General features: G+C 43.2%; 13 protein-coding genes. All 13 read left to right on the forward strand.

What is annotated here, in order from left to right:
* Positions 1 to 3 precede the first annotated feature (3 nt).
* The 13 genes from metK to BM305_RS19660 all read left to right on the forward strand — a co-directional run bounded on the left by metK (position 4) and on the right by BM305_RS19660 (position 12,458).
* Positions 4 to 1,185 carry a methionine adenosyltransferase gene (gene metK / locus BM305_RS13290; RefSeq protein ID WP_143099180.1) on the forward strand — a complete coding sequence of 394 codons (1,182 nt, stop codon included), beginning with the start codon at positions 4 to 6 and terminating at the stop codon, positions 1,183 to 1,185.
* A complete protein-coding gene (locus BM305_RS13295; RefSeq protein WP_092561604.1) occupies positions 1,160 to 2,401 on the forward strand; it encodes a site-specific DNA-methyltransferase in 1,242 nt (413 codons plus the stop codon). Before metK ends, BM305_RS13295 begins: the two co-directional genes overlap by 26 nt.
* Positions 2,394 to 4,337 carry a DNA cytosine methyltransferase gene (locus BM305_RS13300; protein WP_092561606.1) on the forward strand — a complete coding sequence of 648 codons (1,944 nt, stop codon included), beginning with the start codon at positions 2,394 to 2,396 and terminating at the stop codon, positions 4,335 to 4,337. The genes BM305_RS13295 and BM305_RS13300 overlap by 8 nt, the downstream gene beginning before the upstream one ends.
* 100 nt (positions 4,338 to 4,437) lie before the next feature.
* Positions 4,438 to 5,223 carry a virulence protein gene (locus BM305_RS13305; RefSeq protein WP_092561608.1) on the forward strand — a complete coding sequence of 262 codons (786 nt, stop codon included), beginning with the start codon at positions 4,438 to 4,440 and terminating at the stop codon, positions 5,221 to 5,223.
* 20 nt (positions 5,224 to 5,243) lie between these two features.
* The gene (locus BM305_RS13310; RefSeq protein WP_330393482.1) at positions 5,244 to 5,450 is read left to right on the forward strand and encodes a DUF4314 domain-containing protein; all 207 of its coding nucleotides are present in this window, start codon (positions 5,244 to 5,246) and stop codon (positions 5,448 to 5,450) included.
* Between the two features lie 135 nt (positions 5,451 to 5,585).
* Positions 5,586 to 6,485 (forward strand): amidoligase family protein, encoded by a 900-nt coding sequence (locus BM305_RS13315; protein ID WP_092561610.1) that lies wholly within the window; start codon positions 5,586 to 5,588, stop codon positions 6,483 to 6,485.
* A 38-nt stretch (positions 6,486 to 6,523) separates the two neighbouring features.
* On the forward strand, positions 6,524 to 6,982 hold the full coding sequence (locus tag BM305_RS13320) for a gamma-glutamylcyclotransferase family protein (RefSeq protein ID WP_018664387.1): 459 nt from the start codon (positions 6,524 to 6,526) through the stop codon (positions 6,980 to 6,982).
* Complete coding sequence (locus tag BM305_RS13325; protein ID WP_012102988.1) at positions 6,975 to 7,163, forward strand: DUF5049 domain-containing protein; 189 nt, start codon at positions 6,975 to 6,977, stop codon at positions 7,161 to 7,163. Before BM305_RS13320 ends, BM305_RS13325 begins: the two co-directional genes overlap by 8 nt.
* Before the next feature lie 87 nt (positions 7,164 to 7,250).
* Positions 7,251 to 8,855, forward strand: coding sequence for a terminase large subunit (locus BM305_RS13330; RefSeq protein WP_041700827.1), 1,605 nt, complete (start codon positions 7,251 to 7,253; stop codon positions 8,853 to 8,855).
* A 50-nt stretch (positions 8,856 to 8,905) separates the two neighbouring features.
* A complete protein-coding gene (locus BM305_RS13335; RefSeq protein ID WP_012102986.1) occupies positions 8,906 to 10,150 on the forward strand; it encodes a phage portal protein in 1,245 nt (414 codons plus the stop codon).
* Entirely contained in the window at positions 10,151 to 10,840 is a 690-nt protein-coding gene (locus tag BM305_RS13340) for a head maturation protease, ClpP-related (protein WP_092561612.1), read from the forward strand.
* Between the two features lie 19 nt (positions 10,841 to 10,859).
* Positions 10,860 to 12,065 (forward strand): phage major capsid protein, encoded by a 1,206-nt coding sequence (locus BM305_RS13345; protein ID WP_012102984.1) that lies wholly within the window; start codon positions 10,860 to 10,862, stop codon positions 12,063 to 12,065.
* Between the two features lie 12 nt (positions 12,066 to 12,077).
* A complete protein-coding gene (locus BM305_RS19660; protein WP_092561614.1) occupies positions 12,078 to 12,458 on the forward strand; it encodes a head fiber protein in 381 nt (126 codons plus the stop codon).
* Positions 12,459 to 12,462: the final 4 nt, after the last annotated feature.

Consider the following 12,462-nt stretch of genomic DNA (forward strand, 5'->3'; position numbering starts at 1 on the left):
GTAATGAGTAAAAGATATTTAACAGCTGAAAGTGTATGTGCTGGACATCCTGATAAACTATGCGACATCATAGCAGATAGCATTTTAGAAGCATGTTTACGTAAAGATAAAGCATCACGTGTTGCTTGTGAGGTAATGGCAACCAAAGGGAAAATTATCGTGGCGGGCGAAATCTCCTGCAGCGAGAAAATAGACATCCGATACATTGTTAGGAATGTCCTTAAAGAGATTGGATACAACCCTCTTAAATTCTTGATTTATGTATTTGTACACAAACAAAGTGTAGATATTGCAACTGGCGTGGATACTGCACTGGAAGTAAGAAATGGAATAAATGAACAGTATGGTTCGATAGGTGCTGGAGACCAAGGAACTGTGTACGGCTATGCTACAAAGGAAACAGGAGAAATGCTTCCCCTACCCCTTGTACTATCTCACAGGATTGTAAAGAGACTGGATGATTGCCGAAAAGGGAAACTGATAAAAGGTATCCACCCAGATGGTAAAGCGCAGGTGACGGTGGAATATGAAGGGGACACTCCAGTGCGAATAAAGACTATTGTGATATCGGTACAGCATGATAAGAATAAAACACAGGAAGAACTAAAGACAGATATCCTTAACAATGTCCTATGGCAGTGCTTTGAGGACTTCCCATTTGATGATGAAACAGAAATTCTCATTAACCCCTCTGGTAGATTTGTCGAAGGTGGTCCCGCTGCCGATACAGGCTTAACTGGTAGAAAAATTATGGTTGATACCTATGGAGGACTTGCATCCCATGGAGGTGGCGCACTTAGTGGTAAAGACCCCACCAAAGTTGACCGAAGCGGTGTCTATATGGCTCGGTACATTGCAAAGCATATCGTCTGGTGTGGTTATGCAAAGAGATGTGAAGTTAGTATATCCTATGCCATTGGTAAGGCAAATCCTGTAGCCTTTTCTGTAAATACTCTTGGCACAGGTATTGTTTCTGACGAAATATTAACTCTTGCTGCACAGGAGATTTTCAATTTAAGACCTGCGGCAATCATAGAGAAGTTGCGTCTAAGGAATGTGATTTACTCTGATACAGCTGTTTATGGTCACTTTAATAGTTGTCTATTCCCGTGGGAGGATGTAAATAAGTACAGTGAATTTAGAAAGGCGGTGGAAAAGTATGTTGATAGAGAAGATAAAAACTAAACAACTCATCCCCGCTGAATATAACCCAAGGAAGGATTTAAAACCGGGTGATCCGGAATATGAGAAACTTAAACGTTCCCTTGAGGAGTTTGGATATGTAGAACCCGTAATATGGAATAAGACCACAGGCAGAGTCATCGGAGGTCATCAGCGTTTGAAAATCCTGCTGAGTATGGGCATGGAGGAGATAGATTGCGTAGTTGTTGAATTGGATGAGCAAAAGGAGAAGGCGCTGAACATTGCACTAAATAAAATAAGTGGTGATTGGGATAAAGACAAATTAGCACTTCTCATCACGGACTTAAATGCTTCAGACTTTGATGTGTCTTTGACAGGTTTTGACCCAGGAGAGTTGGACGATCTTTTCAAGGATTCCCTTAAGGATAATATAAAAGAAGATGATTTCGATGTAGACAGCGAGCTGAAAAAGCCCGCTGTTTCGCATTTAGGGGATATTTGGCTACTTGGACAGCATCGATTAGTCTGCGGAGACAGTACAAAGAAAGACACCTTTGATGTCTTGATGGATGGGAAAACTGCTAATTTGGTAGTTACGGACCCTCCATATAATGTTAACTATGAAGGCACTGCTGGAAAAATCAAAAATGACAATATGGCTAACGAAGCGTTCTACGATTTCCTGCTTGCAGCATTTCAGAACACCGAAGCAGCGATGGCAAAGGACGCTTCTATTTATGTATTCCATGCGGATACCGAAGGACTCAATTTTAGAAGAGCATTCTCCGATGCAGGATTTTATCTTTCCGGTACTTGTATTTGGAAAAAGCAGTCCCTTGTTCTCGGTCGCTCTCCTTATCAGTGGCAGCATGAACCTATTCTCTTTGGGTGGAAAAAGAAAGGCAAGCATAACTGGTATTCCGATAGAAAGCAGACCACCATCTGGGAATTTGAGAAACCAAAGAAAAATGGCGACCATCCAACCATGAAACCAGTGGCACTTGTGGCATATCCCATTATGAACTCAAGCCTTTCTAATTGTATCGTGCTTGATCCTTTTGGTGGTTCAGGAAGCACACTGATTGCCTGTGAGCAGACAGATAGAATCTGTTACAGCATTGAACTGGATGAAAAGTACTGTGATGTCATTGTGAAAAGGTATATTGAGCAAGTTGGAAAATCAGACAGTGTGTTTCTCCTAAGAGATGGTTCGAAAATAAGATATTGTGACCTGCCGGAGGTGAATGTAGATGAGTAAATTGAGACTCGGCTCCCTTTTTGATGGGAGCGGAGGTTTTCCTCTAGGCGGTCTGCTCTGTGGCATTGAGCCTTTATGGGCATCTGAAATTGAGCCGTTTCCTATAAGAGTTACGACCAAACGCATCCCTCAGATGAAGCATTATGGGGATATAAACAAATTAAATGGTGCGGAGCTTCCACCTGTAGATATCATAACATTTGGCTCTCCCTGCACAGATATGAGTGTGGCGGGTAAAAGAGCTGGTCTGGACGGAGAACAATCCGTCCTTTTTTATGAAGCAATAAGAATTATCAAGGAAATGAGGTGTAAGACCAATGGACAATATCCAAGGTATGCAGTCTGGGAAAATGTCCCCGGCGCATTCTCGTCAAATAAAGGAGAGGACTTTAGAGCAGTCCTCGAAGCGGTCATCGGTGTCAAAGAGCCGAACACCTCGGTGCCTTTACATGAAAAAGGACGATGGCCATACGCTGACATCTATATGGGAGACGGATGGAGTGTGGCTTACCGAACTATCGATGCGCAATATTTCGGAGTACCCCAACGTCGTCGTAGAATCTACCTTGTCGCAGATTTTGCAGGCAGATGTGCCGCAGAAATACTATTTGAGTCCGAAGGCATGCCAAGGAATTTTGCGCCGAGCGGCAGCCCGTGGCAAAGAACTTCCGGAAATGCTAAAAACTGCACTGGAAAGACAGGCACTGTATGCTTAAACGATCAAGGTGGACAACGCATCGATGTGCTTGATGGTAAGACAGCAACACTTAGAGCAAAAGCAAATCATCCACCCTGTGTAATGTTTGAAAACCACAGTCAAGATACACGATACAAAGGCCCCGTTGATGTAGCACCAACTGTATCCGCTACATATGGGAAGGGTGGTAATAATCAACCTTTTGTAACAACTGCTGGATTCTGCACAGAACATTCATCGGATAGTCGTAGTATTGGATATGAGGAGGAAATTTCACCAACGTTAAGGGCAGGAGTCGTACCAGCGGCTGTATCATTAAATGAGACTCCAAAGACCCTAAAAATTCGTTCTGGGTGTGAAGGTGGCGGTAAAGGTGCGTTAATTCAAGATGATAAGTCTGCGACCCTTGGATGCAACAATGACCAGACCGTTTTTGTGCCTACTGCATTTGGCATCTGTTCTGATAAGAGCAACTCTATGCAGTCAAGCAATCCTCATAGCGGTATATATGAAGCGGATACTTCTCGAACCATCGATGCTAATGGTGGAAATCCGGGATGTAATCAAGGTGGTATTGCTGTAGTTGCTCTTCAAGGCTCTATGATTGGAAGACAGGATAAAAACGGTCCTCAAGGAGCTGGCATAAATGATAATATGAGTTTTACTCTTAATACAGTGGATCGACATGGTGTTGTGTATGCAATTGATCGTGAAACCTTTAACTGCGGACAGAATTTTGCTAGAAATTTAGGGATAACAGAAGACAGTGTTGCTTCAACATTAAATGCTCAAGGCCCATCGGCTGTGGCACAACCTTATCAAAATATCAGCGGTACGATTTCTGCAGGTGCACATCCAAGTGGTTTTAACGGTCAGGATGCATCAAACGATATGCTTATTACAGTCAAGAAAAACGATGAGCCAAATTATATCGTCCGAAGGCTTACACCAACAGAATGTGCAAGATTGCAAGGCTTCCCGGATGATTGGTGTGATGACCTTGGTACGGAAAATCCTACAGAAGATGAAATTTCATTCTGGACGGAGGTTTGGGAAACCCATCGCAAAATCATGGGTAAGAGTAGCAAGCCGAAAACAAGAAAGCAAATTATTAAATGGCTTAACAACCCTCATTCCGATTCAGCTGAGTACAAAATGTGGGGTAATGGTGTAGCACTTCCATGCGTCTGTTTTGTGCTGACTGGCATTGTGTTATCTGCACGGAATACCGCCGATTAATGGAACAGTATTTTCTACAGAAAGATGCCCTAAATGACTTGATATTAACAGCCTTTAGAGTGATATATGTATGTACCGAAAATAGAAAGGCGGTATAAAAATGCAGATAAACTATAATGTCACAGGAGCAAAAAGAAAAGAGTTAGTCAACGCAATCAGCCAAAAACTGAATGCTCCTGTAAGATATCTTGGAGCACCTACATTTGCATATGAGGTGGCAGACTACAACATTGACAAAAACGGGGTAGTCAGAGGACCAGATAATTCTGAACTGGTTAATGATCTATTAGGCCTTTATGACTTCAATGCGGTTACAGCAGAATATGACACACCACTTCCAAAAGCAGAGCTTGTTCCTGAAAATATTCAAATTCCCTATGAAGCGGCTCTTGGTGGAAGGGTAAGCCCATATAATGATTACGAAGAATCTCCCGTATACGCCGAGCCAGATGAAATCGAAGATGTTAGATTGATTATTCAAATGCCGAGGGAGAGTTTTACCGAAATCGCACTTGATAACCTAAAAGGATTGGTAGAAAGCAAAGAAACCCTTATAAAGAAAGCACTTGATACTGACTCTATTCCCATTATCGTAAATGAGGAATTTGTAACCTTCCCCTGGTTCCAAAGTGAGTGCTCCGCAGAGGAGGTTAAGGCTTATACTCACTTTGTAACAGCACTTTGCGAAATGGCAAAGAAGCAGACTCGCGTCAACTCGACCGAGAAATCAGTGGAGAATGAAAAGTACGCTTTCCGTTGTTTCCTTCTAAGACTTGGCTTTATCGGTCCAGAATACAAAACCGAACGAAAAATTCTCCTCTCCAAACTGTCCGGTAGCTCTGCCTTCAAAAGCGGAACTGCCAAGCATAAGGAGGTGAGTGAATAATGAATATCATTCACCCAGAAATGCTAAAACAACTTAGGAGTTATTACACTCCGGGAACTCGTGTCATGCTACTTAAAATGAATGACCCTTATACCAAGCTTCAGCCTGGGACTAAAGGTACGGTTACTAGTGTTGATGACATGGGAACCATCCACGTCAGTTGGGATTCAGGCAGTTCCCTTGGAGTGGTCTTTGGAGAGGATTTATGCAGGAAAATCGAAGAATAAAAATACACATTTTAAGACCAATATGGCAGTAAATATGTAGATTTATATTGTAGAATTGTCTTGCTATATAAGCCTTTTAGAGTGATATATGTATATGCCGAAAGGACAAACACACTTTAAAAGGAGCGAGACACGATGTTAAGTGCAAAATTCGGGATTGAGATTGAATTTACCGGGATTACAAGGGAAAGGGCGGCTAGAGTCGCTGCAGAGTTTTTGCAAGGCCTTTACAGTGAAGGCGGGACTTACTACGACACCAAGAAGGTAAAAACTTCAGATGGTCGAGTGTGGAAGTTTATGTACGATGGGAGCATCAACTGCCAAAGAAAAGAAGGTAGAAGAAAAGTAGCTGCAGGTAGAGATTATAGCGTTGAGTTGGTTAGTCCAATCCTAACCTACCGTGAGGACATTGAAACTTTGCAGGAGCTAGTAAGAAAGCTTCGCAAAGCTGGAGCCTTTACAAATACATCTTGCGGAATTCACATTCATCTAGACGGTGCTGAACATACCCCACGAAGCATTCGAAACTTTGTAAATATCATTGCAAGCAAAAACGACTTATTTTATAAAGCACTTCAGATTGCACCGCAGAGAATGAATTACTGCAAAAAGATGGACAGCATTTTGGTTGAGAAGATGAACAGTAAAAAGCCTAAAACCATGAGACAAATTGAGGACATTTGGTACGAAGGTTACAGCGAGAGTAGAAACACTCATTACCACAACAGCCGCTACCATTTCCTCAACCTTCACAGCTTTTTTACCGGAAACCATACAGTTGAACTTAGAGGGTTCAATAGCGAACTTCATGCAGGAAAGATAAGAAGCTACATTGTTCTAGCACTTGCCATCAACCACCAAGCCTTAACACAAAAGTGTGCATCAGCAAAGAAACCGCAGGTGGAAAACGAGAAATTTGCCATGAGAACCTATCTAAACCGGATTGGTTTCATTGGGGATGAATTTGCAAACTGCAGAGAACATTTGACAGCAGCACTTTCGGGTTCAGCTGCATGGCGGTTTCGGGCGGCCTGAGCTGCCCCTAACCCACAAAGCTAAGAAGGAGGATTACAATGAAGAATAAATTATATCTTGCCTATGGCTCCAACCTTAATCTAAAGCAAATGGCCGACAGATGCCCCACAGCGAAGGTGGTAGGAGCAAGTCAAATCAATGACCACCGCCTATTATTTCGAGGGGCACACGCGGGCGCTGTGGCGACAATCGAGCCTTTTGAGGGTGGCAACGTACCAGTTTTAGTTTGGGAGATTACACCGACCGATGAAGCGGCACTTGACCGTTACGAGGGATGGCCGTTCCTTTATCGAAAGGAAACAATAAAAGTGAAGTTGGGAAGCAAAACCGTCAAGGCGATGGTCTACATCATGAATGATGGTAGACCGCTTGGACAGCCGAGTTGTTATTATTACAGTACAATTTTAGAAGGCTATAAGAGTGCGGGCTTCGATGTGGAAATCCTGCGCAAAGCTACAACTGATTCAATAGAATCGGAGGAGGTAGCCAATGAATGAGATAATTAAGCAACAAATCCTTTCCATCCGAGAAAGTGGAGTCACAAATATGTTTGATGTGGACCGAGTACAGTATGAGGCAAATGAACGAGGGTTTTATGAATTGGTAGTCTATTTAATAGACCATAAAGCAGAATATGCCCATTTCATACTGACGGGTGAAGTGGATATAAAGAAATAACTAAATCTAAATAGGATAGAGAAAAGGGCTTCATCTATAGGATTGAGGCTCTTTTCTTTTGTCCTTTTTCATAAAGGGGCGGTGTTTATGCGGAAACTGAAGAAATATAAGCCGACCGCCTTTATAGCTGAAGGGTCATATTACGATAAGGACGCTGCTGATTACGCTGTGGCTTTTATCGAAGCACTCTCCCATACGAAAGGTTCATGGGCAGGCAAGCCTTTTGAACTTATCGATTGGCAGGAGCAAATTGTCCGTGATTTATTCGGTATCTTAAAACCTAATGGATACCGGCAGTTTAACACGGCTTATATAGAAATACCTAAAAAGATGGGAAAAAGCGAGCTTGCAGCAGCAATCGCACTTCTCCTCACTTGTGGAGATGGTGAAGAACGAGCAGAGGTATACGGTTGTGCCGCAGATCGCCAGCAGGCATCAATTGTATTTGAAGTAGCAGCCGATATGGTGCGGATGTGTCCAGCGCTGAATAAACGAGTGAAGTTGCTGGCTTCAACTAAACGACTGGTGTACCTGCCGACCAACAGCTTTTATCAGGTATTGTCGGCTGAAGCCTATTCAAAACACGGCTTCAATATACATGGTGTTGTTTTTGATGAACTTCATACTCAGCCAAATAGGAAACTATTTGATGTTATGACAAAAGGGTCTGGTGATGCGAGAACCCAACCGCTATATTTTCTTATCACCACTGCAGGGACGGATACCCAGAGTATCTGCTATGAAACACACCAAAAAGCGGTTGATATTATTGAGGGAAGAAAATACGATCCTACTTTTTATCCCGTAATCTACGGTGCCAAAGAAGAGGATGATTGGACTGATCCCAAAGTATGGAAGAAAGCAAATCCAAGCCTAGGAATTACAGTAAGTATCGATAAAGTTAGAGCAGCTTGTGAAAGCGCAAAACAGAACCCTGCTGAGGAAAATAGCTTTCGACAGCTGCGTCTGAACCAGTGGGTTAAGCAATCTGTCCGTTGGATGCCAATGGCAAAGTGGGATGCCTGTGCGTTTCCAGTAAAACCAGAGAGCCTTGAAGGTAGAGTATGCTATGGAGGACTTGATTTATCCTCTACCACTGACATTACAGCCTTCGTGCTGGTGTTCCCACCGGAAGATGAAACAGATAAATATACCGTTCTCCCGTATTTTTGGATGCCGGAGGATAATATTGACCTCCGAGTTCGACGAGACCACGTGCAATACGATCTTTGGGAGAAGCAAGGCTATATTTTAACCACCGAGGGAAATGTAGTCCATTATGGATACATTGAAAAATTCATTGAAGAACTGGGGGAAAAGTACAACATTCGAGAGATTGCTTTTGACCGCTGGGGCGCTGTTCAGATGGTGCAAAATCTTGAAGGGTTAGGCTTTACTGTAGTTCCTTTCGGTCAAGGTTTTAAAGATATGTCACCACCTACAAAGGAACTTATGAAATTGACATTAGAAGAAAGAATAGCACACGGCGGGCATCCAGTACTACGGTGGATGATGGATAACATCTATATAAAAACAGATCCGGCTGGAAATATAAAACCGGACAAGGAAAAAAGTACAGAAAAAATAGATGGAGCAGTGGCAACTATTATGGCACTCGACCGCGCCATCCGCTGTGGACCAGGTAATAGTGGAGACTCGGTGTATGACGAGAGAGGTTTAATAATTCTATAAATTTCAATGATTGTTTGTGGTGTAATTCTTTCAATTTGGAGGTGAGGCCTATGAATTTATTAAAAGGACTGTTTCGTTCAAGGGACAAACCGCAAAACCGTGTGGGTAGCGCATTTTCCTTCCTATTCGGCGGTACATCATCTGGCAAAACAGTAAATGAGCGTACTGCAATGCAAGCAACAGCGGTGTATGCCTGCGTAAGAATACTAGCTGAAGCTATTGCTGGACTGCCACTACATGTATATAGATATCGTTCTGATGGAGGTAAAGAAAAGATTCCTTTCCACCCTTTGTATTACCTTCTTCATGATGAACCAAATCCAGAGATGACTTCATTTGTGTTTCGAGAAACACTGATGAGTCATCTTTTACTTTGGGGCAATGCTTATGCACAGATAGTTCGAAATGGTCGTGGCCAGGCAATTGCGCTTTATCCTCTACTTCCTAACAAGATGGAAGTAAGTCGAGCATCAAATGGTGAACTGGTTTATACCTACTACCGGGATACAGACGAAAGTGGCCTGAATCCAAAGGGCGGCTATGTCACACTTCGCAAAGATGATGTACTTCACATACCAGGCTTGGGCTTTGATGGACTCATTGGCTATAGCCCTATTGCTATGGCAAAAAATGCAATCGGTATGTCACTTGCTACCGAAGAATACGGTGCGGCATTCTTTGCTAATGGAGCCAATCCCGGCGGTGTGCTGGAGCACCCAGGAGTAATTAAAGACATACAGAGAGTCAAGGATAGCTGGAATAGTGCTTACCAAGGCACAGCTAAGGCACATAAAATCGCTGTATTGGAAGAGGGCATGAAGTTTCAAGCCATCGGTATACCTCCAGAACAGGCTCAGTTTTTAGAAACACGGAAATTTCAAATCAATGAGATTGCAAGGATTTTCCGTGTGCCTCCTCATATGGTGGGAGATCTTGAGAAATCTAGCTTCTCTAATATCGAGCAGCAGTCTTTGGAGTTTGTAAAATACACTCTCGATCCGTGGGTGGTGAGATGGGAGCAAAGTCTCCAGCAATCGCTTATTTTGCCTTCTGAGAAAACATCAGTATTCATCAAGTTCAATTTAGATGGTCTGCTTCGCGGCGATTATCAAAGCCGAATGAATGGCTATGCTATTGGGCGACAAAATGGCTGGATGTCAGCTAATGATATCCGTGAATTGGAGGACATGAACCGTATCCCAGCTGAGGAAGGTGGCGATTTATATCTGGTTAACGGAAATATGACGAAATTGGCTGACGCAGGAGCGTTTGCCAAAACCGAAGGAGGTCAGTAAATGAAGAAGTTCTGGAATTGGGTGCGAGACTCTGATGAAGGGCGCACTCTCTATTTAAATGGAGTGATATCCGAAGAAACGTGGTGGGGTGATGAGGTCACACCTAAGATGTTCAAAGATGAACTGCTGGCTGGCACCGGTGATATTACAGTGTGGATTAACTCTCCTGGCGGGGATGTGTTTGCAGCAGCTCAGATTTACAACATGCTTATGGACTATACAGGAAAGGTCACTGTAAAAATTGACGGGCTTGCGGCAAGTGCAGCTTCTGTTATTGCAATGGCGGGTGGAGATGTATATATGTCGCCGGTATCCATGATTATGATTCATAACCCTTCGACTATTGCCATCGGTGATAGCGAGGAAATGCTACGAGCTAAAGCTCTATTAGATGAGGTTAAGGAAAGTATTATTAATGCCTATGAGTTAAAGACTGGTCTTTCCCGAACAAAGCTTTCTCATCTGATGGATGCAGAATCATGGATGAATGCAAATAAAGCCATCGAACTGGGTTTTGCAGATAAGATCATGTTTATGGAAAATGAAACACCGGATTTGACGGATAGCCTTATCTTTAGCAGGATGGCGGTTACTAACTCACTTATTAGCAAACTACCTAAAAAACAAAAACAAAAAACAGGTACACCTATAGAGTCGCTGGATAAGCGGCTTTCTTTAATTTCTCACTAATTTAAAGGAGGAAATAACAATGAGTAAAATTCTTGAATTGCGCGAGAAACGCGCTAAGGTTTGGGATGCGGCGAAGGCATTCCTTGATTCAAAACGTGGCGGTGATGGATTGTTATCCGCAGAGGACACACAAACCTATGAAAAGATGGAAGCTGAAGTTGTTGCACTTGGTAAGGAAATAGAACGTTTGGAACGTCAGGCGGTTATTGACTTAGAACTTTCCAAAGCCACTAGTAGCCCTATTACAAACACACCGTCCAAACATGCTGAAGATAAGACAGGACGTGCGTCTGCAGAGTACAAGAAAGCATTCTGGAATGCTATGCGTACTCGTGCAGGTGAAGGCCTTGATGTAAACGTAAGAAATGCCCTTCAAATCGGTACAGACTCCGAGGGTGGTTATCTTGTGCCTGACGAGTTTGAACGTACCTTAGTAGAGGCTCTTGAGGAAGAGAACATTTTCCGTTCACTGGCCAATGTTATCAATACATCTTCTGGCGATAGGAAAATTCCTGTTGTAGCTACAAAAGGTACTGCTTCCTGGGTGGATGAAGAAGGCACTATCCCAGATAGCGATGATAGTTTCGGACAGGTTTCTATAGGAGCTTACAAACTCGCTACCATGATCAAAGTTTCCGAGGAGCTTCTTAACGATTCTGTGTTCAATCTTGAAGCCTACATCTCTAAGGAGTTTGCAAGGCGTATCGGTAACAAAGAGGAAGAAGCTTTCTTTACCGGTGATGGATCTGGAAAACCGACAGGTATCCTTGCTTCTACAGGTGGTGCCCAAATTGGTGTGACTACTGCAGGTGCTACGGCAATCACTATGGACGAGGTTCTTGATCTGTTCTATTCATTAAAGGCACCTTACCGTAATAAGGCTGTATTCGTTATGAACGACGCCACTGTAAAAGCAATCCGTAAACTAAAGGATGGTCAAGGACAGTACCTATGGCAACCTTCCTTACAGGCAGGTACACCGGATACTATCCTCAATCGACCATTGTATACTTCTGCATATATGCCAACTATTGCTGCAGCTGCAAAGAGTATCGCATTTGGTGATTTTAGTTATTACTGGGTAGCTGATCGTCAGGGTCGTGTATTTAAGAGGCTTAATGAACTTTATGCTGTTACTGGTCAAGTAGGCTTTGTTGCTACTCAGCGTGTGGATGGAAAATTAATTCTACCTGAAGCCATAAAAGTACTTCAGCAGAAAGCTTAATGGAGGTGCGTTATGAGCTATAACACTAAGAATTATACCGAACAAGGCGGAGAAAAAACTGTTATAGGCGGAACACTTGAAATCAAGGAAGGAGCCTCGGTAACGGGGCTCTCCGCCGATCCGCTTCTCGTGGCAACAGAGGAGACTCTTGGTGGTGTAAAAGCCGCCGCTGCTGATGAGGGTGATACTGTCGAAATCAAAATTGGTGAAGATGGTAAGCTGTATGCTCCAACATATCCTACCGATGCTACGGAGTCAGTCTCTGGGCTGGTAAAAATGGCTGCTAATCAAGCCGACAGCATAGCTGAGGATACAGCCACTCTTGTCACAGATTTTAATGCTCTGCTCGCTAAACTAAAAGCGGCTGGGTTAATGGCTACAGACGAAGAATGACCGG

Origin of the sequence: Anaeromicropila populeti, assembly GCF_900112775.1 — a bacterium.
Taxonomy (GTDB): domain Bacteria; phylum Bacillota; class Clostridia; order Lachnospirales; family Lachnospiraceae; genus Anaeromicropila_A; species Anaeromicropila_A populeti.

Coding starts and splice junctions, on each gene's coding strand:
- metK (WP_143099180.1), top strand. CDS start 4: ATGAGTAAAAGATATTTAACAGCTGAAAGTGTATGTGCTGGACATCCT.
- BM305_RS13295 (WP_092561604.1), top strand. CDS start 1,160: ATGTTGATAGAGAAGATAAAAACTAAACAACTCATCCCCGCTGAATAT.
- BM305_RS13300 (WP_092561606.1), top strand. CDS start 2,394: ATGAGTAAATTGAGACTCGGCTCCCTTTTTGATGGGAGCGGAGGTTTT.
- BM305_RS13305 (WP_092561608.1), top strand. CDS start 4,438: ATGCAGATAAACTATAATGTCACAGGAGCAAAAAGAAAAGAGTTAGTC.
- BM305_RS13310 (WP_330393482.1), top strand. CDS start 5,244: ATGCTAAAACAACTTAGGAGTTATTACACTCCGGGAACTCGTGTCATG.
- BM305_RS13315 (WP_092561610.1), top strand. CDS start 5,586: ATGTTAAGTGCAAAATTCGGGATTGAGATTGAATTTACCGGGATTACA.
- BM305_RS13320 (WP_018664387.1), top strand. CDS start 6,524: ATGAAGAATAAATTATATCTTGCCTATGGCTCCAACCTTAATCTAAAG.
- BM305_RS13325 (WP_012102988.1), top strand. CDS start 6,975: ATGAATGAGATAATTAAGCAACAAATCCTTTCCATCCGAGAAAGTGGA.
- BM305_RS13330 (WP_041700827.1), top strand. CDS start 7,251: ATGCGGAAACTGAAGAAATATAAGCCGACCGCCTTTATAGCTGAAGGG.
- BM305_RS13335 (WP_012102986.1), top strand. CDS start 8,906: ATGAATTTATTAAAAGGACTGTTTCGTTCAAGGGACAAACCGCAAAAC.
- BM305_RS13340 (WP_092561612.1), top strand. CDS start 10,151: ATGAAGAAGTTCTGGAATTGGGTGCGAGACTCTGATGAAGGGCGCACT.
- BM305_RS13345 (WP_012102984.1), top strand. CDS start 10,860: ATGAGTAAAATTCTTGAATTGCGCGAGAAACGCGCTAAGGTTTGGGAT.
- BM305_RS19660 (WP_092561614.1), top strand. CDS start 12,078: ATGAGCTATAACACTAAGAATTATACCGAACAAGGCGGAGAAAAAACT.